The following is a 23,364-nucleotide window of genomic DNA, read 5'->3' as shown; positions in this document are numbered from 1 at the left end:
GTGCCAAGTTGAACATGCCGCGCTGGACCATGCCAAGCGGATTTCACCCGCAAACCGGAACCTGCCGAAACGTCACGCCGGCAGGTGGCTGGCGGGACAAGCGTCTTCGCGCGGGCATGGTCCGCCAACAGACGAGGCAGGTCGCAGCCGTGGCGCTTTTGGCCTGGAGAGAGTTTACGTCACGCTTGACTTCGATGACAGCTGCGCGGGACTTTCCGGAGTTTCGTTCGATCGGTTTCGAAAAGCACAAATGGCCGTTTGAACACATTGGGCTTTCATCGAAATGCTGCGGCGCGGTTTGCCGTTCCAGAATTTCGCCTCGCCTGAAATCACGCCCGCATTTTCTCATGATCCGGATCATAAGGTGACATCGGCATCACACGCGCTGGGACCGGGGCGCCAAGGATGTCTATTGTGACCTCTGAACTGTCCCGAGCACAGAACGGCTGGACATAAGCATAGGCAAGGTTCAAGCCGGTTCGGTGCCCCCAGTCGCCGGAGGTCACGGTTCCGACGATACCGCCTGAGCCTCGCACCGAGGCCCCGGCCGGTGCGGGCGCCCCTGACGTACCGATCGCCAATGTTACCAGCTTCCGTGCGGGGCCGGTCTTCTGACGTTCCAGCAGGGCCGCCTTGCCGATGAAATCGCCTTTATCGAAGGTGACAAACCGGTCGAGCCCGGATTCGAACGGATCGAACTCGGTCAGGATGTCCGCTTTCCAATGCAGGAATCCTTTTTCAAGCCGCATCGAGTCGACAGCCCGCGCCCCGAACAAGCGCAGGCCATGCGCTTCGCCCGCCTTGCGCAGCGCGGTATAGGCCGCCTGCAGACTTTCGTTCGGCACATGGATTTCATAAGCCAGCTCACCCGAGAAACTGACTCCTAGAACCGTCGCGGGCGCGATGCCGACAAGGGCCTCGCGCACCGATAGCCAGGGGAAAGACTCGCGCGACCAATCCCCGCGCGACGCTTGCGACAGTACCGCGCGGGATTTGGGGCCGGCCAGCACCAGGATGGTCTGCGCGTTTGTCAGGGAACGGATGGTCACGTCCTCGTCATCGTGCAGATGCGCCGTCAGCCAGTCCATGTCGTGAAATTCCGAAGCTGCTGCCGAGCCGTACCAGACGCGGCTCCCGCCCCGATCCGACGCCGGGATATTGGCGATCGTCGCCTCGGACTTGACCATGCCGTGATGGTTCAGCAGGTAGCCCAGTCCGACCCGGCCCGGGCGTTTCTGCACCCGCCCACAGATCATGCGATCGAGGAAGCTGTGCACGTCCCTGCCGGTCAATTCGAACCGGTTGAACCCCGAAACCTCGGTCAGGCCAACTGCGGTGGCAACCGTATTTACCTCGTCTGCCACGACGGCGTGAACCTCGTTGAAACGGAAGCCGAGGGTTTCGGTGAAGTCCGGTGTCGGTTTGACATAGTCGATCCTCTCCCACCCATTTACGGTGCCGAATTCGGCACCCTCGGCCGCGAGGATCGGGGTGAGCGGCGTTGTCTTCATCGGGCGCCCGGCAGGGCGGTGCTCGTGCGGGAAGTGGAAGCGGAACTCGTTGCGGTAATCCTCGATCGCCTTGAGCGCGGTCAGTTCCACCGTCGCATGGCCGGTAAAGCGGCGCGGGTCGATCACCCAGGTGTCATACTCCGCCTCGCCGTGCACGATCTGCTGCGCCAAAAGCCAGCCATGGCCGCCGCCTTCACCCAGCCCGGCCCGGAGCCCGATGATGCAGAAGGCATTGCGCTTGCCGGGGATCGGCCCGACCAGCGGCGCGCCGTCGATCGTATAGGTGATCGGGCCGTTCACTACCTCGCGAATGCCGGTTGTCATCAGCACGGGCATCCGGGCGAATGCCCCTTCCAGCACATCAGTGACACGGTCCAGATCGTCGGGGCAGAGGTCGTTGGAGAACTTGGGATCGATCCCGTCCAGCCCCCAGGTCCGGCAGTCCTGCTCGTAGAAGCCGAGCAGCAGCCCGCCTTTTTCCTGCCGGCAATAGTAGTCGCTGATCGGACAGCGCAACAGCGGTATGCGATGCCCAGCCTCGGCGATGGCGGGGATGTCCTCTGTCAGGAAATACTGGTGTTCCATCGAGACGACGGGGTGTTGAACCCCCATCATCGCGCCGATCTCGTTGCAGCGATAGCCGCCGGCATTGACCACGATCTCGGCTCTCACGTCGCCTTTTTCGGTGTGCACGGTCCAGCTGTAATCGGCATGCTGGGTCAGCCCGGTGACAGGCGTATGCCGGTTGACTTCGGCGCCGGCCAGCCGTGCTCGCCGGGCCAGCGCCTGACACAGCTGCGCCGGGTCGATATGGCCGTCACTCGGATCCCACAGCCCGCCGAGAAGGTTCTCGGTCGATATCAGAGGGTGGCGGCGGGCGCATTCCGCGGCGTCGATCACCTCGAGTTCGACCCCGATACCGGCGGCCATGGAGGCGAAGTGACGATAGCCGTCCATCTGCGCCTCTGTATTGGCAAGCCGGATTCCGCCATCACCGTAATTGTAACCGACAGGATAGTCCGGATCGTCCCGCAGCTCCTGGTAAAGCGCGATGGAATGGCTCTTCAGGCCAACCATGGTCTGGGTCATACCGAAATTGGTGACTTGGGCAGCAGAATGCCAGGTAGAACCCGAGGTCAGCTCGTCACGCTCGATCAGCATGACATCCGTCCAGCCCTCAAGCGTAAGATGGTAGAGTGCCGAGCAGCCGGCGATCCCGCCCCCGATGATGACGACTCTGGCCTGATCCCGCATCGCGATCACTCTTTCCTGAATGGCATTCTCTACCGGGTAGGGAAAATCGCCCCCCACATCGATGTCAATCACGGTTCAGGGCTTCCGGGAACGCTCCTGTCAGAGGAACATAGCCGGTTTCCGCTGGAGGGCTTTCGTAGTCGCCCACCACGACCAAACGCTCCACCTTCAGGTATGTCAATCACAAGTCCCAGATTAGTTCGCCTGTCGGTTTTGCGATAGGTCCGATTTTGGGGATCGATTCATCGGCGGGCGCAACACTTCACTTTTTAGCGACAGAAGGAGCGTTCAACATGGGATATGCCGACCGGTCTACTTCACGCAGAAGCAGAAGGCTGAGATTTGGGATCGCTGGCAGCATGGGGAGTCGATGAGTTCGATCGTTTGTTTGATCGCAACTCGTCGTCGATCTACCCGTTGCTTGCGCGGACGGGTGGTGTATTTCCTCCGGAGCAGAGGCGGTTGCGGCTGTCTCTGACATTAGCCGAACGCGAGGAAATTTCCCGGGACCTTCGAGCAGAGTTGTCGCCGTGCAAGATTGCGCGGCCGCCGAAGCGGGCGCCTTCGACGATCAGCCGTAAGGTGCGGCGCAACGGGGCGCGCCGCCGCTATCGCGCGACACGGTCGGATCAGGCGGCCTGTGGCCGGGCACGGCGGCCGAAGCCCTTTAAGCTGGCCTGTCGCCGGCGCTGACATTGCCACGTAGCGCAAAGGCTATTCCCAGAGCACCCGCGCCGCGGCCCTTGACGCTGTGCGGTCATCATAGACCAGGCGATCGGCCTCGGCCCCGTCAACCCGGAACCCCGCAGGCAGTCCACCAACCCGGCGTCTCATATCACCTTGTCCGACGCCAGTGCCCGGGCAGCACCGTCCCCTGTCCCTCCGACGCCAGCGCCGCCGCCATGATCGTGCTGCCGGCAAACAGAAACCGCACCCTTCGGCAGGTCGCTTTCGATGCAAAAAACCTAGGGGTTACGGAAGATCACCATCAGGTCGTGAAACCCCTGCGCGAAATCCGCGAGCGCATTGCCCATCGACAGAGTCAGGACGATATCGGGGTGCCGGCGTAAAACCCGGGCAGCCCCCCGTCGCCATTTCCAGCGTCCACAGCAACGGCTGGTCCGAAGCGGGGCAGGTCCGCCCCGCTTCGGGCTGCATTGAATTCGCGCGCGGATCGCACGAGGACAGGTTCGACGACAACAATCTGCTCTCCCGCGGCCAGAAAATCCGCATCGACGTCGCCGCCGACGACAAGGTGCCGATCGAGATTCATTCCGGCCAGATCCGCCCGCACCACGGGCGCACCATCCGCGGCTCGGGTCCCAACACGACCGGGGACCGTCGCATCGCCTGCGTCATCCGCTATGTCGACACCGACGTGGCGCAGGAGGTCGGCGAAAAAGACGATGCCATGCCGGTGCGCAGCATCGACCGGCCAGGGCATTTCACCGATTTCGCCCCGCCGCGGGGCAATTTCACCTCTGAAAGCCTTGCACTTCACGATGAAATCCGCTCGGCTCAGGCCAAGGTTATGATGAAGGGCACAAGAAACGCGAAAGGGCTCTGCGCATGATGGACAAGGTCAACTTCACCCAGATGAAGGACGGCACGGCCGAGGAATACGCCTTTCTCACCGAGCACGAAACCGAATACGCCAGCCACACCGCCGACCGGCTGCTGAAGGCCTTGGTCGAGCTCGATGAATCGCTCAGCGGCTACCAGATCACCCGTCTCGGCCATTCGGTGCAATCGGCCACCCGCGCCTGGCGCGACGGCGCCGATATCGACTGGGTGGTGGGTGCGCTGCTGCACGATATCGGCGACATCTACGCGCCCTACAATCACGACGAATACGCCGCCGCCATCCTGCGCCCCTTCGTGCGCGAGCAGGTCGCCTGGTGCGTCCAGACCCACGGCGATTTCCAGATGCTCTACTACGGCGACAAGATCCCCGGCGGCAACCAGCACAAGCGCGACCGCCACAAGGGCCACCCCTATTTCGACGATTGCGCCGAGTTCTGCGAGCGCTGGGACCAGGCGAGCTTCGACCCCGATTACGACGACCTTTCGCTCGATTTCTTTGTCGGTATGGTGCGCGAGGTCTTCGCCCGCAAACCCTATGACCCGGAAGTGATCCGCCCCGGCGCCCGGGAACCGCTGGTCGTCGAGAATGTCGCCGTTGCGCGTCGCTGATCCGAGGCCTGATCAAGACATGCGGTGACAGGAAAAGGGGGAAACATGAGCCGTCTGTCGCAAGGCTTGGTGCTTTTAGCGTTTTCGTTTGCTTTGTGGGCGTTTTGCGGGAGCCTGATCGCCGCCGGACAACTTATCATGAGCATGGATGCAACATTGGTCCTTCACGCCACCGGCGCGCCAATCGGAGCCGTGGTGGCCGCTTGGACATATTTCCGGTTTTTCGGATCTTTCACGCCGCTTGCGGTGGCCCTGGCTTTTCTTGTCACGGCGGTGCTCTTGGACGTTTTCGTTGTTGCCATGCTGATCGAACGCAGCTTCGCGATGTTTGCGAGCCCGCTTGGCACATGGATTCCACTGACTCTCATTTTCTTGGCCGCGCTTGTGACTGGTCTGGCGATGCGACAATGAAACCTCCTCGCATTGGGCGCAGGGTCAAACAGGGTTGCCTTGCGCACCCGTTTGCGAATCCTCCACCAATTGGCAACCCGGTTGGCCGCGGGTAGCATCCGCCGCATGACCGACTGGCCCCACCACAACAAATTCGCCTTCACCGGCCCGCTGCATGGCGGTGGCAGGACGACCCATGACGTCTATGTAAAAGGCGACGGCCCGCCGGTCCTGATCCTGCAGGAACTGCCCGGTATCGGCCCGCAAACCCTGTCGCTGGCCGACAGGCTGGCCGCACGCGGCTTTCGTGTCTATCTCGCCCATTTCCTCGGGCCCTTCGGACGGCTCAGCTTCTTCGGCAACACGTGCCGCGTTCTCTGTATCCGGCGCGAGTTCCACATTTTCGCCCGCGGCCGTGAAAGTCCGATCGGCGCCTGGTTCCGGGCGCTGGTGGCCGAAGTCTCCGCCCGCGAAAACGGCGCACGGGTGGGGGTGATCGGCATGTGCCTTACCGGCGAGTTCGCGCTCGCGCTGATGTCCGAGCCGTCAGTCGCGGGCGGCGTCGCCTCGCAGCCATCGCTGCCGGTGATGGCTGGCGACGCGTTGCACATGGGACCGGACCAGATTGAAACCGCCCGCGTCGGCATGGCCAAAAAGGGACCCGGCCTCGCGATGCGCTACAAGGGGGACCGGATTTCGACCGCCCGCCACCGGACCGCCCTCGAACGCGCCTTCGGTGACCATCTCGAGACCGTGGAATTTGAAGGTCGCAAACACGCGCTTCTGACCGTGCATTTCCACGAACCGGCCTATGTGCGGATGGAAGACTATCTCGCCGCCCGGCTCGGCCTCGGGCGCACCGCGTAGGCCGAGCTTTCGGCACGACCCGCTTCACCTCTTGCCGATCAGCCCCATCCGCCTGAACAGCCACAGCTGGAATGCGACGACGACCAGCAGCAGCCCGCACACACCCCAGAACGCCCAGCCCACCTCCGCCCCCGGAATACCACCGACGTTAATCCCAAGCAGACCGGTGATCAGCCCCAGCGGCAGGAACAGCGCCGCGACCACCGACAACACCAGCATTTGTTTGTTCATTGCCTCCGACCGCATGTCCATGATCTGGTCATGCACCACCTGTGCCCGGTCGCGGATCGCATCAAGCTCCTCGGCCAGCCGCGTCACCCGTTCCGCCGCCTCGCGCAGCCGCGACCGGTCAGGCCCGTGCAGCCAGCCGGTCTCCTCGATTTCCAGCGTGGTCAGCGCATCGCGCTGCGGCGCCATGTAGCGGCGCAGCACGATCGCCATGCGCCGCACGTCGGCCAGGTCGCCGCGCCGCACCGAACCGGCACCTTCAAGAACCTGGTCCTCCAGATCGTCGATCCGCTCGTTGAGGGACATCACCACCGGCTCGGCGCGGTCGGCAAGCCTGAGCGCAATCCGCGCGATCAACTCGCCCGGAGACACCGCGGCCTGCCCGGCCAGGCTCTCGATGATCACGTCACGCACGGCGTAGAGCGGCCGCCGCTGCAGCGTAACGACCAGCCACTCCGACAGGTAGGTCCGGAGCGAGACCATGTCCTCCGGCTCGGCTCCGGGGGTCAGGTTCACGCCCCGCAGGTTCAACAGGATCGTGCCATCATGCACGGTGCAGCGCGGCCGGGTCTCGTCCGCCGTCAGCGCTTCGACCGCCAGCGGATCGAGATCCGCGCGCTCGAACCAGGCGTCGATCTCCTCGGGTTTGCCCGACAGATGCACCCAGACAAATCCCGTCCCAGGTTGCTCCGGCGCCCCGTCGGGCACCGCTATTTCTTCGGCCGCACCCTGGCCATTCAGCCGGAATGCCCTGCTTTCGCTCATGACGTCCTCTCTTCGGATGCCGAAAAACCGGCGTTGCCGCTTTTCCTTTCCGCCCTCATTGGGTAGAGGAACCCGAAACGCAACGCGGATCAAGCAGGACCCTTGAAAATGGCGATGGACAAGACATTCGACGCATCCGAGGCCGAAGGCCGGATCTACAAGGCCTGGGAAGAGGCCGGCGCCTTCAAGGCCGGCGCCCACGCCAAACGCGACGACACCTTCTGCATCATGATCCCGCCGCCCAACGTCACCGGAGCGCTGCACGTCGGTCACGCCTTTAACAACACGCTGCAGGACGTGCTGATCCGCTGGCACCGCATGCGCGGCTTCGACACGCTGTGGCAACCCGGGCAGGACCATGCCGGCATCGCCACCCAGCTTCAGGTCGAAAAGCAGCTGGCGGCGCAAGGTAACGAAAGCCGCCGCGAAATGGGCCGCGAGAAATTCCTCGAAAAAGTCTGGGAATGGAAGGGCCAGTATGGCGGCACCATCGTCGAGCAGCTGAAACGCCTGGGCTGCTCCTGCGATTGGAGCCGCAACGCCTTCACCATGGCCGGCGCGCCCGGCGACCCGCGCACCGGCCACGAGAGCAGCCCCAACTTCCACGACGCGGTGATCAAATTCTTCGTCGACATGTACGAGAAGGGCATGATCTACCGCGGTAAGCGGCTGGTGAACTGGGACCCGCATTTCGAGACCGCGATCTCCGACCTTGAGGTCGAGAATATCGAGGTCGCCGGCCATATGTGGCATTTCAAATACCCGCTCGCCGGCGGTGAAACCTACACCTATGTTGAAAAGGACGAAGACGGCAATGTCGTCCTCGAGGAGACTCGCGACTACATTTCCATCGCCACCACCCGGCCTGAAACCATGCTGGGCGACGGCGCGGTTGCGGTGCACCCGTCGGACACACGCTATGCCCCGATCGTCGGCAAGCTCTGCGAAATTCCCGTCGGCCCGAAAGAGCACCGCCGCCAGATCCCGATCATCACCGACGAGTATCCCGACCCCGACTTCGGCTCCGGCGCGGTGAAGATCACCGGCGCGCATGATTTCAACGACTATGCCGTGGCCCGCCGCGGCGGCATCCCCTGCTACCGCCTGATGGACACAAGCGGCCACATGCGCGCCGACGGCCGCGCCTACGCCGACGAGGCCGCCGCAGCCCAGGACTACGCCCGCGGCAAACCGTTCACCGAAAACGAGATCGACGCCATCAACCTCGTCCCGGACGACCTGCGCGGCCTCCACCGGTTCGAGGCCCGCGCCGAGGTGGTCGAGCAGATCACCGCCGAAGGCCTCGCCGTGACCTGCCGCGCCGACGACCCGCGTCTGGGGCAAACCGCCCTGAAACCGGGCGCCGAGGGCGCCGACGCCATCGTGCCGCTGGTCGAATCGAAGCCGATCATGCAGCCTTTCGGCGACCGCTCGCAGGTGGTGATCGAGCCGATGCTGACCGACCAATGGTTCGTCGATGCCGAAAAAGTGGTCGGCCCCGCGCTGGAGGCCGTCCGCGAAGGCCGCACCAAGATCATCCCCGAGTCCGGCGAAAAAACCTATTACCACTGGCTCGAGAATATCGAGCCGTGGTGCATCTCGCGCCAGCTCTGGTGGGGCCACCAGATCCCGGTCTGGTACGGGCTGGACCTCGCCGCACACGGCTTCAAGGACGACGAAGGCGACGGCGTGCTCGATCTCGTCGAAATGGGCCGCTTCCTCACCAGCCAGCACATGCTCGTGGGCGACGAACGCCATCACGCCGCGCCGGATTTCACATCGGTCAAGACCGGCTTCAAGGACGTTCTGGTCAGCCTGCCGACCCCGCTCGACCATTGCCGTATCATCGAGGTCGAGGACCGCAAGGCCGCGATCCAGGCCTTCGCCGAAAGCCTCGCCGCCTACGAGACAAGCCAGGACCCGACCCGGCTCGTCTACCCGGTCTGGCGCGACCCCGACGTGCTCGACACCTGGTTTTCCTCCGGCCTCTGGCCGCTTGGCACGCTGGGCTGGCCCGAAAAGACGCCTGAACTGGAAAAATATTACCCCACTGACGTGCTGATCACCGGCTTCGACATCCTGTTCTTCTGGGTCGCCCGGATGATGATGCAGCAGCTGGCCCTGGGCTACGAGGAACCCTTCCACACCGTCTATCTGCACCAGCTGGTGCGCGACGAGAAGGGCCAGAAAATGTCGAAAACTAAGGGCAACGTGGTCGACCCGCTGGAGATCGTCGCCGACTACGGCGCCGATGCGCTGCGCTTCACCATGGCCCAGATGGCGGCGATCGGCGGGGTGCTGAAACTCTCGACCGACCGCATCAAGGGCTACCGCAACTTCGGCACCAAGATCTGGAACGCCATCCGCTTCGCCGAGATGAACGGCGTCTACGACATCGCCGCGCCCGACGGCATCCCGCAGGCAGAGGCCACGGTGAACAAATGGATCATCGGCGAGACCGCCCGCGTCCGCGAAACCGTCGATGCGGCCCTGACGGACTACCGGTTCAACGACGCCGCCAACGCGCTTTACGCCTTCACCTGGGGCAAGGTCTGCGACTGGTATCTCGAGTTTTCCAAGCCGCTCCTGCAGGGCGAGGATGAAGCCGCCAAGCTCGAAACCCAGGCTACCATGCGCTGGGTGCTCGACCAGGCGCTGATCCTGCTGCACCCGATCATGCCGTTCATCACCGAAGAGCTGTGGCAGACCACTGCGCAGCGCGACGATTTCCTGATGCTGACCGACTGGCCCGACTACGGCAGCGATCTCATCGACCCCGCCGCCGACCGTGAGATGAACTGGGTAATCGGCCTGATCGAAGAGATTCGCTCTGCCCGCGCCCAGATGCACGTGCCGGCGGGCCTGCACCTGCCGATGCTGCAACGCACCCTCGATACCGCCGGCCAGACCGCCTGGACCAACAACGAGGTGATGATCAAGCGTCTCGCCCGCATCGACAGCCTCACCGAGATGGCAGAGTTCCCGAAAGGCACCGTAACCATCGCCGTCGAGGGCGGCGAGTTCGGCCTGCCGCTGGCCGACATCATTGATGTCGAAGAGGAAAAGGCCCGCCTGCAGAAAACCCTCGACAAGCTGGCGAAGGAAATCGGCGGGTTGAAGGGCCGGCTGAACAATCCAAAATTCGCCGAAAACGCCCCGGAAGAGGTGGTGGCCGAGGCGCAGGACAACCTCAATGCCCGGGAAGAGGAAGAGGCCACGCTCAAGGCGGCGATGCAACGGCTCGAAGACATGGGCTGACCCCTTTCTTCCTCTTGCCAGAAATATCCCGGGGGTGCGGGGGCTGGCCCCCGCTCCTGCCCTCGCCGAGGGCGCGTCGCTCATTTTGGCCGCGTCACCGGGTGGCGGGCGGAAGCCCGCCCGGCGCGCCAATGTTGGCCGGGCTTCAGCCCGGCGCTTTCTGCGCCTATACTGCGCCGATGTCCCGTTCTTTGCGCAATCTCACCGAAGCCCAGATCAGGAAAGCCCAGGCCCAGGGCAAGCTCGATCACCTCGAGGGCGAAGGCAAACCCCTGCCCCATCGCCCCGGCGACGCGCTGATCGATCCCGGCACCGCCATCGGCCACCGCATCATGGCCGAGCACGGCGCGCTGCCGGAGGAGATCAAGCTCAAGAAAGAGCTCGCCGCCGCCCGCGACGCCTGGCAGGCCGCCACGGACCCGGCCGAGAAAAAGCGCCTGATGGCCGAAATCGCCCGGCTGGACCTGGCTTACAACATCGCGGTCGAGGCCCGCCGCAAATTCCTTGACTGAGTCCGCGAGCGGCCCGCGGGTCGACAGCCACGCGGTATCGGACGTCGCCTTTTTCAGCCTCGCATGTCGCCTGCCATGACGACCGTGCGGCGCATTTACTCAATATCCGGTTAAGAAATGCCGCGGCGCAGCGCCATACAGCGTGCCAGCCAGCCGGCCAGCCGGGTTGCCATACACCCCGGCTTTCTGCACCGCGGCGTCGTTAACCTGACCGTACGCTGTCGCTTAGTCTCAACCGAAATCCGGCGCGCGCTTTTGCATATTGGCAGCGATCACCTCCATCTGGTGCGGTTTTCCGATCAGATCCGCCTGCTCCCGGCTTTCCGCCAGCAACACCTCGGTCTCGTCCGTGCCGCTCTCGGCCACGGCGATCAGCCGTTTTGCCGCCCGCACCGCGCTGGGGCTTTTTTTCGCAATGATTTCAGCCAGTTGGCCAGCGGCCACCAATGGGTCTTCGGCCAGCTCGGTGACGAACCCCCAGTCCATCCCCTGCGCTGCCTTCACCGGCTCTGCGGTGTATGTCATTCGCCGGATCACGTCCGAGCGCATCAGCCGCGGCATCAGCACCATGCCGCCCATGTCGGGCACCAGCCCCCATTTCATCTCCATTACCGACAGCTGCGTCTCAGGATGGGCAATGCGGATATCCGCCCCCAGCGCCAGCTGGAACCCCGCCCCGAAAACGACCCCGTGCAGGGCCGCGATCACCGGCACCGGCACCCGCCGCCAGACCATTGCAACTTCTTGAAAAAGATTGGTATTCTTTCCTTCCAATCGCGACATGATCCGGGCGTGCGGATCGCCTGCCGCGAGCTGCGCAAAGCTCGCCACGTCGAGCCCGGCGCAAAACGCCCGTCCCGCGCCTGACAGCACCACGGCGCGGATATCGTCGTTACCGACCAGCGCCTCACCGGCCGCCACGATGGCCTCGGCCATCGCCTGGTCGACGCCGTTCATCTTGTCGCCCCGCGTCAGCGTCACATGGGCGACGTGATCGCGGATTTCGGTGCTAACGCGGGCCATCGGATCCTCCTCTTTCTGTTGAAACAAGATTGCCCGACCCGGGCACCGGCGAAAACCCCTGACCCTGCGGCACAGCCGGGGGTGATGGCAGGGCCGGTTCCCCGCCGCACCTTGCCGTAAGGGATTGGTCACAAACTTGCGTCAGAGTCCGCCTGTGTCCGCCTGTCGCCGGATTTCCCCACGGTCCGCGACCCATGCGGCACCACGCCCGCGGCCCATGTCTCCGCGACAAAGCTGCGGCTTGTCAGGTTGACCATCTCTGCTTCTCCGCTCGCGGGTCATGGTGACGTCGAGCAGTCGGCTCAGCTATTCAATCCCTTGCCGTGCCAACCCCTTCGCGGTTAACTCGCGCCCATGACACAGAACCGCAGACACGGTCCCCGCCTGACCGCCCTCGCCGAATCGTTGCCCGCCTCCGTTCCCTTCGTCGGCCCTGAGGCGCAGGAACGCATCCAAGGATTTGAATTCAAAGCGCGATTGGGCGCCAACGAGAACGTTTTCGGGCCCTCACCCAAGGCGATCGACGCGATGGAACGGGCGGCGCGCGACATCTGGATGTATGGTGACCCGGAAAGCCACGACCTGCGCCACGCGCTGGCGGCGCATCATGGCGTGAACCCAGAAAACATCATGGTCGGCGAAGGCATCGACGGGCTGCTGGGCTATCTTGCCCGTCTCACCGTCGGTCCCGGCGATACGGTGGTCACCTCCGACGGCGCCTACCCCACCTTCAACTACCATGTCGCCGGTTTCGGCGGCGTGCTCGAAAAACTGCCTTACCGCGACGACCGCGAAGACCTGCCGGCGCTCCTCGCCCGAGCCGCCGAGGTCGATGCCAAACTGGTCTATTTCGCCAACCCCGACAACCCGATGGGAAGCTGGCTGACCGGGGCTGAGATCGAGGCCGCGCTCGACGATATCCCTGATGGCACAGTGCTGATCCTTGACGAGGCCTATGTCGAATTCGCGCCCCTGGGCACCGCGCCGCAGATTGACATCGACGACCCGCGCGTGATCCGGATGCGCACCTTTTCAAAGGCTTACGGCATGGCAGGGGCGCGGGTCGGCTATGCCATGGCGGCGGAACCGCTGATCACCGCCTTCAACAAGATCCGCAACCATTTCGGCATGAACCGCGCCGCCCAGGCAGGCGCCCTGGCGGCGCTGGCCGACCAGCAATACCTAGCCGAAAACATTGCCAGGGTTGCTGCCGCGCGTGAACAGATCAACCGCATCGCCGCCGAGAACGGGCTAACGGCGCTGCCCTCGGCGACCAATTTCGTGGCTATCGACTGCGGTGGCGACGAGACCCTCGCCAAGGCGGTGCTCGATGCGCTGGTCGCGCGCGGCATCTTCGTGCGCATGCCGTTCGCCGCGCCGGGTAACCGCTGCATCCGCCTCAGCTGCGGACCCGACCGCGATCTCGCGCTGTTCGCTTCGGCTTTGCCAGGGGTATTGCAGGCGGCGCGCGGCTGACTTCACGTTGTCTTTACGTATTATTTGCTAATTTCGGGCTATCCTGCGCAAAAGCCAAGGAGAGCCACCAATGCGGGACCGTGACCGCAAGGCCGCACCGAATTACACCAATGCCGTCCTCGTGATGGGCTTCGTCAACCTGATGTGGAGCCTTCTGCTGATCTGGGCGACACTGGGCCTGCCCGCGGCCTTGGTCGCGGCGGTTTTCGTTGACTATCTGATCATGCGGCTCGACCGATACCGACGCCGCGTCGCCAAAAGCCCGTCACGTCCGCCCTCGCCAGGTGGCTGACCCCGGCTTCACCACACGCCCCCCCCCCCCGCAAAGAATATCGAACACAGCCAACCCAGGCCAACGCGCGTCACACTGCCGCGAGTTCCACCGCCGCCGCTTCCAGCGCGCCCTTGCCATGCGGCACGTCCAGCGCCACGAAGGCAGTCTCGATCCCGCCCAGCAGCCCCATGATCATCTGCGCGTTGACATGCCCCATATGGCCGAGACGGAAGAACCCGCCGCCCGAGGGATCGCCCTCCTCCGACATGCCGAGCCCAATGCCCAGCGTCAGTCCGGCGTGTTTTTCGACCCATTTGCGCAGCCGCGGCCCGTGCGGCAAACCGATGCGCAAAGAGGTGACGGCCCGGGATCGGTGGGCCCGGTCCGCAATGTTCAAGCGCAACGGTCCCCCCTGCCCCCAGGCCTCGCATGCCGCCCAGATGGCGCGGGCATGGCGCTCGTGCCGGGCCCAGATCGGTTCGATGCCTTCGGCGCGGATCATGTCGAGCGCGGCGCGCAGCCCGTAGAGGTGATGCGTCGGCGCGGTGCCGCCGAAATATTGATAATAGATCTCGGGATTGGCGCGCGGCAGCCAGTCCCAATAGCGGCTGACCCGCTGCATGTTCTTGCGCACCTCGGCGGCACGGTCGTTGAAAAAGACCAGCCCCAGGCCCGGTGGCACCATCAGCCCCTTCTGGCTGGCGGCCACTGCCACATCGACCCCCCAGGCATCCATCTCGAACCGGTCGCAGCCCATTGAAGCAATGCAGTCGGCCATCAGCAGCGCCGGATGGCCAGCCGCGTCAATCGCGGCACGCAGCCCGGCCATGTCGTTGAGAACGCTCGAAGACGTGTCGACATGGGTCGCGATCACGGCCTTGATTTTCCGGTCCTTGTCGGCGCGCAGCGCCTCCTCGACGCGGTCCGGATCGAGCGGGGCCGCGCGGCCGAAATCGATCAGTTCCACATCAGCGCCCAGCCCCTCGGCCATTTCGGCCCAGCCATGGCCAAACCGCCCCGTCGCCGGCATCAGCAACCGGTCGTCCGGCCCGGCGACATTGGCCAGAGCCGCCTCCCAGGCGCCGTGGCCGTTGGCGATATAGATCGTAGCGTGACCCTCGGTCTGGGCAACGTATTTCAGATCGGGTATCAGCGAATGGGTCAGTTCGTGCAGCTCGCCCTCGTAAATGTTGGGTGCCGCGCGATGCATGGCGCGCAACACCTCCTCCGGCATCACCGAGGGCCCGGGAATGGCCAGATACTCCCTGCCGCCTGACAGTCCCATATGCGATTCTCCTGATCCGATGCGTCCGCTGACCCTAGCCCGCCGCCAGCCCGCGTCAATCCCGCCGCATCGCTCTGGCCAGCGCGCACGCTTGCCAGCGGCCACGGGCTTCTCTACATGGGGACAACGTCGCAACAGCACCTGGCCGCCCGAATGACGTCGACCGCCAAACTGAACGCCTGGGAGCGCGATCTGCGCCAAGAGCGACCCATTCGCGCCCACGACCACTTCGGCGATGGGCGCCCGCGCGGCTTTCTCACGACCCAGCCACAAACCAAACAGGGCCGGACATGAGCGGCAGCGCAGCCGAGATCACTGAAAACAGCCGCGCGCTGGTCACGTGGCACTGGCGCCGCTATCTGCGCCGCCATATCGGCCTAATCGCGGCGGCCTTTGTGCTGATGGCGCTCGAGGGCAGCATGCAGGGCGCGATGGCGCTGATGATGCAGCCAATGTTCGACGAGGTATTCCTGGCCGGCGACCGCAACCTGCTCATCTGGGTCGGCCTCGGCGTGTTCGCGATTTTTACGCTTCGGGCGCTGTCAGGTATGGGGCAAAAAATCCTGCTGATGCGCATTTCCCAGCGCGCCAACGCCGACATGCGGCTCGACCTGCTTGATCGGATGATGCGGCAGGACGGCAGCTTTCACCAGCTCCACCCGCCGGGGCTGTTGATTCAGCGGGTGCAGTCCGACGTGGCGACGATCAACCTCGCTGTTCTGGGCATTCTCAACGGTGTGGGGCGCGATTTGCTGTCGGTGATCATGCTGATGGCCGTGGCGGTGTCGGTCGACTGGATCTGGACCCTGGTGGCGCTGGTCGGCGCGCCGCTGTTGGTTGCGCCCTCCCAAATCGTGCAACGCTTCGTGCGCGCCCGCGCCCGCGAGGCCCGCGATCTTGGCGCCCGGCTCTCGACGCGGCTGGACGAGGTTTTCCATGGCATTATCCCGGTCAAGCTCAACCGGCTCGAACACTACCAGAATGACCGCTATCGCGCCCTCAGCGACGAACTGGTCCGCGCCGAAGTACGGGCGACCGCCGGGGCGGCATCGATCCCGGGTCTGGTCGACATCATGGCCGGGCTGGGCTTTATCGGCGTGCTCTGGTTCGGCGGCGGAGAGATCATCTCGGGCGAAAAGACCGTGGGCGAGTTCATGTCCTTCTTCACCGCCATCGGCTTCGCCTTTGAACCGCTGCGCCGCCTCGGCGCGCTCGCCGGTCAGTGGCAGGTCTGCGCTTCGGGGATCGAACGGGTCAAGGCGCTGCTCGATGCCGAACCGAAGCTGGTCTCGCCCCCCAAACCGGTTGCGCCGCCAAAAGGCGTGCCGGGCGTCGCGCTGTCGGATGTCACGCTTGCCTATGGCGATACCGTTGTGCTGAACCGCACCACGCTCGTCGCCGAGCCTGGCCAGACCACCGCGCTGGTCGGGCCGTCGGGCGCGGGAAAATCGACCATCTTCAACCTGCTCACCCGTTTGATCGACCCGCAATCGGGCCGTGTCGAGATCGGTGGCGTGGCGGCGAGCAGGATGCGGCTGGAAGACCTGCGCGATCTGTTTTCGGTGGTCAGCCAGGACGCAGCCCTGTTCGACGAGACCCTGCGCGAGAACATTCTTCTCGGCCGCACGGATGTCAGCGAGACCAAGCTCCGCGACGCGCTCAAGGCCGCCCATGTCACCGATTTTTTGCCTAAGCTCGAACATGGGCTCGACACACCGGTCGGCCCGCGCGGCTCGGCGCTTTCGGGTGGCCAGCGCCAGCGCGTTGCCATCGCCCGCGCGTTGCTGCGCGACACACCGATCCTGCTGCTCGACGAGGCAACCTCTGCGCTCGACGCTGAATCCGAGGCCGTCGTCCAAGAGGCGCTCGACCGACTATCCAAGGGCCGCACGACCTTGGTGATCGCGCACCGGCTCAGCACCGTCCGCAATGCCGACAAGATCGTGGTGATGGACCGCGGCAAGGTCGTCGACGAAGGCCGCCACGAAGAGTTGCTGGCGCGCGGCGGGCTCTATGCCCGGCTGTACAGCCTTCAGTTCAAGACCGAGGGTCCAACTGCCGATAGCGTTGCACTAGCCGCTCAGGAGACGCGCCGGCGAGGAAACGGAGCTGGAGACGCAGATTCCGCCCCCCGCGACGGAACCAACCTTCTGTCGCGTATTTTCGGGCGCTGGTTCGGGCAGTGACCGGCAACATCGCCAGCCGCCCGCGCCCAAGCGCGCGGGCCATGGCCACGTCCTCCATCAGCGGGATATCTCGAAATCCGCCAACCGAGTCATAGAGCGCCCGGCTGATCAGCAGGCCCTGATCGCCGAACGGCAGGCCCAGAACCCACGTGCGCACATTGGCCCAGCCGGCCACAAATCGCGGCCGGGCGCCGCAGACATCGAAGCCCAGGCGGAAGACCCCCGCCCGCTCCGGCGTGGTTGCCAGATGCTCAAGAACCGCTCTGCTCCAGCCCGGTTCGAGCTGCGTGTCGGCATGCAGGACCAGGAACCATTCGCCCTGCGCCGCCGCCGCACCCCGCCGAAGCTGCCCGCCGCGCGACGGGGCGCTGTCGATCACCACCGCCCCCACTTCCTCGGCGATGGCTCGCGTGGCATCCTCCGAACCGCCGTCCGCGATCACCAGTTCGCGGATCACCCCGGTCTCGACCCCTTCCATCAAGGCGGCCAGGCAACCGGGCAAGGTCTCACCGGCATTCAAGGTCGGGATCACGACCGATACCGCTGCCCGCATGTCCTTCCCCCTTTTGTCCCGACGCGCTCTCTCTATATTACACGCACGTACAGGACGGGAGAGGTATATGACGCGCGCGATCTATCGCATCACCGGGGCCGACCGGGTAAGTTTTCTGCAGGGGCTGGTATCGAACGACGTGAACAAACTGAAAGACGGGCTGGTCTATGCCGCGCTACTTACGCCACAAGGAAAATACCTTGCCGATTTTTTCCTGGTGCCTGCGGGTGACGCCATCCTGGTCGACATCGCCGCCGAGATCGCGCCGGCGACAATACAACGGTTGTCGATGTACAAGCTTCGGGCCGATGTTGAGATCGAAGAAACCCGGCTTTATCTTCACCGCGGGCTGGGCGAGGCCCCCGAAGACGGCTTCTCTGATCCCCGCCATCCGGCGCTCGGTTGGCGCGCCTATCGCGAAGCGGCCCCGCGGAAGTCGGACGAGGCGCCCGACTGGGACGCGATCCACGTCGCGCATGTTATCCCGGAAACCGGAGAGGAGCTCACCCCCGACACGTTCATTCTCGAAGCCGGCTTCGAACGCCTGCACGGGGTTGATTTCCGCAAGGGCTGCTATGTCGGTCAAGAGGTGACGGCGCGAATGAAGCATAAGGCCGAGCTGCGCAAGGGCCTTGGTCGCATCCGCCTTTCAGCTCCTGTCACCCCGGGGACCGAACTTACATCGGGCGGCAAAATGGCGGGTACGGTCCATACCGTGTCGGGCGACCACGCCATTGCCTATCTACGGTATGACCGCGCCAGCGACGGTCTCATGGCTGGTGACGTGGTTGTGGAATGGGAGCGTGATGTGGTCTGAAAAGGAACGGGGCCGGATGCGTCCGACCCCGCCCCTTCGTGGCGCACGTGAACCGATTGTTACTGGTCTATTTCCCACGAAACCTGTGTCTCCCCGCATCGTCTGCAACAGTCCGGCGGGACCATAATACTCACTACTTCCCCAAGGGGGGCCGGATGTCGCTGCGGGGCATCAGGTGTCCCGTTTATGGCAAAATTGTCCGAGGCCGCGGCAGGGGAAATTTTCCCGGCCTTTCCCATCAACTTTGACGAGCATGATCGCAACGCGCACCCGCATTCCGCTTGATTTGCGCCTTTCACAAATGCTGATAGAATTCCACTCAACTCAGAGCTTCCAACCAGGGGAGGTAACGCCATGACTGAAGACACGGCTCAAGCACCGCCCCCCGGAACCGACGCAGTTCCCGCACCTGACAGCCGCCTCGTGTCGCTGGCGGTCAAGACCGTTCTGGTGCTTGCCGTCTTCTTCTTCCTGGTGTCGCTGGTGCAGCTGAGTTACCTGCACTGGACCCTGCAGAAGACCTTGCCCAGCGGCGTTCCGGGGTTCGCCGAACGGATCCTCAACGCTCCCGATCCCGGTGACATCGCCCGACAGAAGCTCGCCGTGGCATCGCTCCTGGAAAGCGAAGCCATCGTCCGGCGCCACGAGAACGCGCACGTCACCCAGATGGGGCATCTCTGGATCCGCTATCTCGGATCGGTGACGGGCATGATCATGGCGGTGATTGGCTCGGTTTTCATCCTGGCCCGGGTCCGAACCCCGGGCCGCAGCGAAATCAGTGGCGAATACCAGAACTTCAAGCTGGCGATGGCCAGCGCCTCGCCCGGTCTGATCCTGGTCGTGCTCGGCTGCCTGATGATGACCATTGCCGTGCTGTCGCAGAATACCAGCACTGTTACCGACGGCGCCCTTTATGCGCCCTTCGCCGGTTCCGGCAGCGCCGGAACCGAATTCACCGTGCCGAACCTGCCATCGCAACCGTGAAACCAGCCCCAAGCGGCCAAGCCATCCGCGGCAGATCAGCACTCCGAACCAGGGAGGCCCAGATGTACAAAATTTTCGATCGCTCGCGACGGGCCGTCTGTGCCAGTGCCGCCAAATTGTTCCTTGCTCTGATCGCCTGGATCACCTTTTCGTCCGGTCAAACCATGGCGCAGCCAGTTCTGAGCAACGATCAACTCTACAGTGCCGCCCGAAATGCCTGGAACAATCGTGATTACGTGCGCAGCTACGGCTATCTCGAGGCGTATTTTCAGCGTAACCCGAGCGAGCTGCAGGACGCGGGTTTCAAGACCGCCATGCAAGACTGGTACCAACGTGCCTATGAGCAGGCAAAGGCCGCCACAACGACCGCCAGCAGCGGCAGTCCGGGTGGAAGCGGCAACATCGGAAGCAGCCAGCACGGGCTAACATACAACCCGCCCGACAAATCCAGGCACCCGCGCAGCTATCGCCTGCGCTGCACCGGCGGTGGCCAGATGGCGGTACACTACGCGCCCGGCGCCGATGTGCACAGCCTGTCGGTCCGGTTCTCACGCTCCGGGCGCGCCGCCGGCAACGGCTGGCCCGAGCCTGGCCGCTGCGCCTGGATAGACCGGCCGTTGCAGGGCGACGAGCCCTATGTGCTGCTCTGGCAATTCGACCCGCACGACAGATCCGTCGGACGCGTCACTTTCGGAGCCCACACCGGCGCGCCGGGCGTCAACATTCCGCGCAACACCGGCACGGGGATTCTCGCGCGGATAATGTATGTCACCGATCAGCCAGCCGGCACGCTCAGCCGGTTGCTGAATGCGATGCACTATGGCCGGCATTTCGAGGTCAACTGCTATAACAACCGTCGCGGACAACTGGTCGTCACCGACGTCACCTGGCCGGGCCAGGAATAGCCGCGCACCACGTCACGGGGGCGGTAAACACCGAGCGGTCAGCCGGGGCGACGTTTCGCCACAGGAGACACCGGGCTGCCGCGATCAGGCACGTTCGGAGTATTCCATGGTCTCGGTGTTGACCACGATGGCTTCGCCCGGGCCCACGAATGGTGGCACCATGACCTTTACCCCGTTGTCGAGCAACGCCGGCTTGAAACTGTTCGCCGCGGTCTGGCCCTTCACCACCGGCTCGGTCTCCTCGACCGTGCACGTCACCTTCTGCGGCAGCGTGGCGTTGAGCGCCTCGTTCTCGTAGAACTCAACGACAATGGTCATACCGTCCTGAAGAAACGGCCGGCGATCCCCAAGCAGTTCAGCCGGGAGCTCGATCTGGTCATAAGTTTCGGTGTCCATAAACACCAGCATGCCATCGTTTTCGTAGAGGAATTGCTGGTCTTTCTGCTCGAGCCGCACACGTTCGACCTTGTCGGCGCTGCGGAACCGTTCGTTCAGTTTGGAGCCGTTACGCAGGTTTCGCAGTTCGACCTGCGCGAACGCACCGCCCTTGCCGGGCTTGACGTGCTCGACCTTCACCGCGGCCCACAGGCCGCCATTGTGCTCCAGAACGTTGCCGGGGCGAATCTCGTTTCCGTTAATTTTGGGCATTGTGTCAAAACCGTGGCAAAAGGTTGATCATGATTTGGCGGCACCTATATCTGGGGTTCTCTAAGAGGGCAAGACGACGATATCTCGCTCATGGACCGGCAAAGCCATGCGCTTCTTGCATGAAAGCTATGCACTGTCGGGCTATCCGAATCGGCGAAAACTCGTCATAAGGGTCCCCACGTCAGAATTACAAGAGCAATAACAAAGGACGAAACATGAAGGATTTCGTTGACGGCACGGCCTTCAATAACGAACAAGGCAACCGTGCGCGTAAACTTTTTGCAGCCGTTGTGCTGGCTGCGCTGGATGACGCGATTGCAGACGACAAAAAGTACGGCAACGGGCCGGAACAGATCGCCCGCTGGGCCCGGTCGCGCGATGGGCGCGAGGTTCTGAGCTGTGCCGGAATCGACCCCAACGAACGTGTCGTCAAGGGGCTGATGGAATTTGTCGCCAAGGGCGTGCGTACCTCCGTCGCACTGTCGCGCGAGGAAAGCGAACGGCGCAACGCAGCCGCGCAGCAGGCAGAAGCCGCCTAACCTATTCCTAGTTATTCGGCCCAATCCGGGTCTGCCAACCCCGTCTGCCGCCCGGCAGGCGGGGTTTTGCAGTCCTGCATGCCCACCAGCTCACTTGCCGCCGGCACCGTTGTGAAATGAATCCAATCGACGCCGAAAGCCACTTCGTCGAGGCGCTGCCGCGGTTAGAACGCTTTTCCTTGTCACGCTGAATTCGTATGAACAGCTTGGCACAGGTTCGGGGGAAAAGTGACTCGCGCGATCATGATCCAAGGGGCCGGCTCGAATGTCGGCAAGTCGATTCTTGTGGCAGGCATTGCCCGGGCGCTGGTCAACCGTGGCCTGTCGGTCGCCCCGTTCAAGCCCCAGAACATGTCAAACAACGCCGCCGTCACCGTCGACGGTGGCGAGATCGGTCGCGCGCAGGCGGTGCAGGCCTGGGCCGCGCGGCGCGATCCGGTCGTCGACATGAACCCGGTCCTGCTCAAACCCGAAAGCGATATCGGCGCACAGGTGATCGTGCAGGGCAAGAGGGTGGCGACGCTGAAGGCGCGCGACTATGCCCGCGCTAAACCTAGCCTCCTCGCCCCGGTGCTGGAAAGTTTCCGCAGGTTGGCGGCATCGGCGGATGTAATACTGGTCGAGGGCGCCGGCTCGCCAGCCGAGATCAACCTGCGCGCCGGCGATATCGCCAATATGGGCTTTGCCGAGGCCGCCGGCGTACCGGCGATCCTGGTCGGCGACATCGACCGCGGCGGTGTAATCGCCCAGATCGTCGGCACCAAGTCCGTGTTGTCGTCCGCGGATGCAGCCCGGATCAAGGGCTTCGCGGTCAACAAGTTTCGCGGCGACGTAAGGCTGTTCGACGATGGCCTGACGGCGATTACTGATCACACTGGCTGGCCTTCGCTTGGCGTTCTGCCCTGGTTCGACGAGGCCTGGCGCCTGCCTGCCGAGGACGTGATGGACATCGCCTCGGCGCCGAAGCGGGACGGATTGAAGATCGCCGTGCCACGGCTCGCCCGGATCGCCAACTTCGACGATCTCGATCCGCTTTCCGCCGAGCCGGGCGTCAGCGTCGAGATCATCGAATCCGGCCACCCCCTGCCCGGCGATGCCACTCTGGTCCTGATCCCCGGGTCGAAGTCGACGATTTCGGACCTGGCGTTTTTCCGCGCTCAGGGTTGGGATATCGACCTTGCAGCACACCTACGTCGTGGCGGTCACGTTCTGGGCATCTGCGGCGGTTACCAGATGCTCGGCCGCAGCATCGCCGACCCCGAGGGCATCGAAGGCCCGCCGGGAGTGGTCGAGGGCCTCGGGTTGCTCGATATCGAGACGGTGATGACACCCGAGAAGCATCTGACCCTGCAACAGGCACGCTATCTGCCAACCGCAGCGGCGGTCGAAGGCTACGAGATTCATATCGGTGAAACCACAGGCCCCGATTGTGCCCGCCCTTGGCTCATGATTGGGGAACAGCCGCAGGGCGCGGCATCACCGGATGGCCGGGTGCTGGGGTGCTATCTGCACGGGCTTTTCCGGGCCGACGGATTCCGCAGCGATTTCCTGGCCCGGTTCGGGACCAGCGTAACCATCGCGTACGCCGCTGAAACCGACGCCGTACTCGACCGGCTGGGCGCGCATGTTGCCACCCATTTCGATCTCGACCTGCTGCTGGAGCTGTCACAGGAGATCTGACATCAGATCTGAAATC

General features: G+C 63.9%; 20 protein-coding genes and 2 pseudogenes. 16 read left to right on the top strand and 6 right to left on the bottom strand.

Annotated elements, in window-relative coordinates:
- Positions 1-329: 329 nt before the first annotated feature.
- Complete coding sequence (locus tag NO357_RS20705) at positions 330-2,765, bottom strand: GcvT family protein (RefSeq protein ID WP_306737729.1); 2,436 nt, start codon at positions 2,763-2,765, stop codon at positions 330-332.
- A 298-nt stretch (positions 2,766-3,063) separates the two neighbouring features.
- Between NO357_RS20705 and NO357_RS21460 the strand changes: the two are divergent.
- The 6 genes and pseudogenes from NO357_RS21460 to NO357_RS20680 form a co-directional block, all read left to right on the top strand.
- A pseudogene (locus NO357_RS21460) lies at positions 3,064-3,440 on the top strand (helix-turn-helix domain-containing protein); the annotation flags it as partial.
- A 227-nt stretch (positions 3,441-3,667) separates the two neighbouring features.
- Positions 3,668-3,835, top strand: coding sequence for a hypothetical protein (locus NO357_RS20700; RefSeq protein ID WP_306737734.1), 168 nt, complete (start codon positions 3,668-3,670; stop codon positions 3,833-3,835).
- A 23-nt stretch (positions 3,836-3,858) separates the two neighbouring features.
- Positions 3,859-4,338 carry a phytanoyl-CoA dioxygenase family protein gene (locus NO357_RS20695; RefSeq protein WP_306737728.1) on the top strand — a complete coding sequence of 160 codons (480 nt, stop codon included), beginning with the start codon at positions 3,859-3,861 and terminating at the stop codon, positions 4,336-4,338.
- Positions 4,338-4,958: an HD domain-containing protein gene (locus tag NO357_RS20690; RefSeq protein ID WP_306737727.1), complete on the top strand. Its 621-nt coding sequence runs from the start codon at positions 4,338-4,340 to the stop codon at positions 4,956-4,958. The genes NO357_RS20695 and NO357_RS20690 overlap by 1 nt, the downstream gene beginning before the upstream one ends.
- Positions 4,959-5,003: 45 nt before the next feature.
- Positions 5,004-5,369, top strand: coding sequence for a hypothetical protein (locus NO357_RS20685; protein WP_306737661.1), 366 nt, complete (start codon positions 5,004-5,006; stop codon positions 5,367-5,369).
- Between the two features lie 105 nt (positions 5,370-5,474).
- Complete coding sequence (locus tag NO357_RS20680; RefSeq protein WP_306737660.1) at positions 5,475-6,215, top strand: dienelactone hydrolase family protein; 741 nt, start codon at positions 5,475-5,477, stop codon at positions 6,213-6,215.
- Positions 6,216-6,239: 24 nt separating this feature from the next.
- Here the strand turns inward: NO357_RS20680 and NO357_RS20675 are convergent, their stop codons facing one another.
- A complete protein-coding gene (locus NO357_RS20675) occupies positions 6,240-7,208 on the bottom strand; it encodes a zinc transporter ZntB (RefSeq protein WP_306737659.1) in 969 nt (322 codons plus the stop codon).
- Positions 7,209-7,316: 108 nt separating this feature from the next.
- On the opposite strand from NO357_RS20675, the gene NO357_RS20670 reads away from it, so the two are divergent.
- Positions 7,317-10,466, top strand: coding sequence for a valine--tRNA ligase (locus NO357_RS20670; RefSeq protein ID WP_306737658.1), 3,150 nt, complete (start codon positions 7,317-7,319; stop codon positions 10,464-10,466).
- A gap of 131 nt (positions 10,467-10,597) precedes the next feature.
- Positions 10,598-10,978, top strand: a complete 381-nt coding sequence (locus tag NO357_RS20665) for a DnaJ family domain-containing protein (RefSeq protein WP_306737657.1) — start codon at positions 10,598-10,600, stop codon at positions 10,976-10,978.
- 231 nt (positions 10,979-11,209) lie between these two features.
- Here the strand turns inward: NO357_RS20665 and NO357_RS20660 are convergent, their stop codons facing one another.
- Complete coding sequence (locus NO357_RS20660; protein WP_306737656.1) at positions 11,210-12,001, bottom strand: crotonase/enoyl-CoA hydratase family protein; 792 nt, start codon at positions 11,999-12,001, stop codon at positions 11,210-11,212.
- A gap of 354 nt (positions 12,002-12,355) precedes the next feature.
- On the opposite strand from NO357_RS20660, the gene NO357_RS20655 reads away from it, so the two are divergent.
- Both NO357_RS20655 and NO357_RS20650 read left to right on the top strand, forming a co-directional pair.
- A complete protein-coding gene (locus NO357_RS20655) occupies positions 12,356-13,477 on the top strand; it encodes a pyridoxal phosphate-dependent aminotransferase (protein WP_306737655.1) in 1,122 nt (373 codons plus the stop codon).
- 70 nt (positions 13,478-13,547) lie between these two features.
- Positions 13,548-13,769, top strand: coding sequence for a histidinol phosphate aminotransferase (locus NO357_RS20650; RefSeq protein ID WP_306737654.1), 222 nt, complete (start codon positions 13,548-13,550; stop codon positions 13,767-13,769).
- A gap of 70 nt (positions 13,770-13,839) precedes the next feature.
- Here NO357_RS20650 and NO357_RS20645 read toward each other — a convergent pair whose 3' ends face one another.
- Complete coding sequence (locus NO357_RS20645) at positions 13,840-15,036, bottom strand: pyridoxal-phosphate-dependent aminotransferase family protein (RefSeq protein WP_306737653.1); 1,197 nt, start codon at positions 15,034-15,036, stop codon at positions 13,840-13,842.
- Positions 15,037-15,326: 290 nt separating this feature from the next.
- On the opposite strand from NO357_RS20645, the gene NO357_RS20640 reads away from it, so the two are divergent.
- Positions 15,327-17,222: an ABC transporter ATP-binding protein gene (locus NO357_RS20640; protein ID WP_306737652.1), complete on the top strand. Its 1,896-nt coding sequence runs from the start codon at positions 15,327-15,329 to the stop codon at positions 17,220-17,222.
- Here NO357_RS20640 and NO357_RS20635 read toward each other — a convergent pair.
- Positions 17,158-17,775: pseudogene (locus NO357_RS20635) on the bottom strand (TIGR04283 family arsenosugar biosynthesis glycosyltransferase); the annotation flags it as partial. The gene NO357_RS20640 and the pseudogene NO357_RS20635 overlap by 65 nt on opposite strands.
- A 67-nt stretch (positions 17,776-17,842) precedes the next feature.
- Between NO357_RS20635 and ygfZ the strand changes: the two are divergent.
- The 3 genes from ygfZ (at position 17,843) to NO357_RS20620 (ending at position 20,481) form a co-directional block, all read left to right on the top strand.
- Positions 17,843-18,592 (top strand): CAF17-like 4Fe-4S cluster assembly/insertion protein YgfZ, encoded by a 750-nt coding sequence (ygfZ, locus tag NO357_RS20630; protein ID WP_306737651.1) that lies wholly within the window; start codon positions 17,843-17,845, stop codon positions 18,590-18,592.
- 354 nt (positions 18,593-18,946) lie between these two features.
- Positions 18,947-19,576, top strand: coding sequence for a hypothetical protein (locus NO357_RS20625; RefSeq protein ID WP_306737650.1), 630 nt, complete (start codon positions 18,947-18,949; stop codon positions 19,574-19,576).
- Between the two features lie 62 nt (positions 19,577-19,638).
- Positions 19,639-20,481, top strand: a complete 843-nt coding sequence (locus NO357_RS20620) for a hypothetical protein (protein WP_306737649.1) — start codon at positions 19,639-19,641, stop codon at positions 20,479-20,481.
- Positions 20,482-20,565: 84 nt separating this feature from the next.
- Here the strand turns inward: NO357_RS20620 and efp are convergent, their stop codons facing one another.
- Positions 20,566-21,129, bottom strand: a complete 564-nt coding sequence (gene efp, locus NO357_RS20615) for an elongation factor P (protein ID WP_306737648.1) — start codon at positions 21,127-21,129, stop codon at positions 20,566-20,568.
- A gap of 215 nt (positions 21,130-21,344) precedes the next feature.
- Here efp and NO357_RS20610 point away from each other — a divergent pair, with 215 nt between their 5' ends.
- Positions 21,345-21,668 carry a DUF6280 family protein gene (locus NO357_RS20610; protein ID WP_306737647.1) on the top strand — a complete coding sequence of 108 codons (324 nt, stop codon included), beginning with the start codon at positions 21,345-21,347 and terminating at the stop codon, positions 21,666-21,668.
- 228 nt (positions 21,669-21,896) lie between these two features.
- Positions 21,897-23,348 carry a cobyric acid synthase gene (locus tag NO357_RS20605; RefSeq protein WP_306737646.1) on the top strand — a complete coding sequence of 484 codons (1,452 nt, stop codon included), beginning with the start codon at positions 21,897-21,899 and terminating at the stop codon, positions 23,346-23,348.
- Positions 23,349-23,364: the final 16 nt, after the last annotated feature.

The organism is Marimonas arenosa, assembly GCF_030848945.1.
Classification (GTDB): domain Bacteria; phylum Pseudomonadota; class Alphaproteobacteria; order Rhodobacterales; family Rhodobacteraceae; genus Marimonas; species Marimonas arenosa.
The sequence above is the reverse complement of the archived record's forward strand: the minus strand, read 5'-3'. Positions and strand labels throughout refer to the sequence as shown.

What these genes read in the sequence shown, in the direction of transcription:
- NO357_RS20610 (WP_306737647.1), top strand. Translation starts at nt 21,345, where the DNA reads ATGAAGGATTTCGTTGACGGCACGGCCTTCAATAACGAACAAGGCAAC.
- NO357_RS20660 (WP_306737656.1), bottom strand. Translation starts at nt 12,001, where the DNA reads ATGGCCCGCGTTAGCACCGAAATCCGCGATCACGTCGCCCATGTGACG.
- NO357_RS20625 (WP_306737650.1), top strand. Translation starts at nt 18,947, where the DNA reads ATGACTGAAGACACGGCTCAAGCACCGCCCCCCGGAACCGACGCAGTT.
- efp (WP_306737648.1), bottom strand. Translation starts at nt 21,129, where the DNA reads ATGCCCAAAATTAACGGAAACGAGATTCGCCCCGGCAACGTTCTGGAG.
- NO357_RS20680 (WP_306737660.1), top strand. Translation starts at nt 5,475, where the DNA reads ATGACCGACTGGCCCCACCACAACAAATTCGCCTTCACCGGCCCGCTG.
- NO357_RS20700 (WP_306737734.1), top strand. Translation starts at nt 3,668, where the DNA reads ATGATCGTGCTGCCGGCAAACAGAAACCGCACCCTTCGGCAGGTCGCT.
- NO357_RS20645 (WP_306737653.1), bottom strand. Translation starts at nt 15,036, where the DNA reads ATGGGACTGTCAGGCGGCAGGGAGTATCTGGCCATTCCCGGGCCCTCG.
- NO357_RS20650 (WP_306737654.1), top strand. Translation starts at nt 13,548, where the DNA reads ATGCGGGACCGTGACCGCAAGGCCGCACCGAATTACACCAATGCCGTC.
- NO357_RS20620 (WP_306737649.1), top strand. Translation starts at nt 19,639, where the DNA reads ATGTACAAAATTTTCGATCGCTCGCGACGGGCCGTCTGTGCCAGTGCC.
- NO357_RS20665 (WP_306737657.1), top strand. Translation starts at nt 10,598, where the DNA reads ATGTTGGCCGGGCTTCAGCCCGGCGCTTTCTGCGCCTATACTGCGCCG.
- NO357_RS20670 (WP_306737658.1), top strand. Translation starts at nt 7,317, where the DNA reads ATGGCGATGGACAAGACATTCGACGCATCCGAGGCCGAAGGCCGGATC.
- ygfZ (WP_306737651.1), top strand. Translation starts at nt 17,843, where the DNA reads ATGACGCGCGCGATCTATCGCATCACCGGGGCCGACCGGGTAAGTTTT.
- NO357_RS20655 (WP_306737655.1), top strand. Translation starts at nt 12,356, where the DNA reads ATGACACAGAACCGCAGACACGGTCCCCGCCTGACCGCCCTCGCCGAA.
- NO357_RS20640 (WP_306737652.1), top strand. Translation starts at nt 15,327, where the DNA reads ATGAGCGGCAGCGCAGCCGAGATCACTGAAAACAGCCGCGCGCTGGTC.
- NO357_RS20705 (WP_306737729.1), bottom strand. Translation starts at nt 2,765, where the DNA reads ATGCGGGATCAGGCCAGAGTCGTCATCATCGGGGGCGGGATCGCCGGC.
- NO357_RS20675 (WP_306737659.1), bottom strand. Translation starts at nt 7,208, where the DNA reads ATGAGCGAAAGCAGGGCATTCCGGCTGAATGGCCAGGGTGCGGCCGAA.
- NO357_RS20685 (WP_306737661.1), top strand. Translation starts at nt 5,004, where the DNA reads ATGAGCCGTCTGTCGCAAGGCTTGGTGCTTTTAGCGTTTTCGTTTGCT.
- NO357_RS20690 (WP_306737727.1), top strand. Translation starts at nt 4,338, where the DNA reads ATGGACAAGGTCAACTTCACCCAGATGAAGGACGGCACGGCCGAGGAA.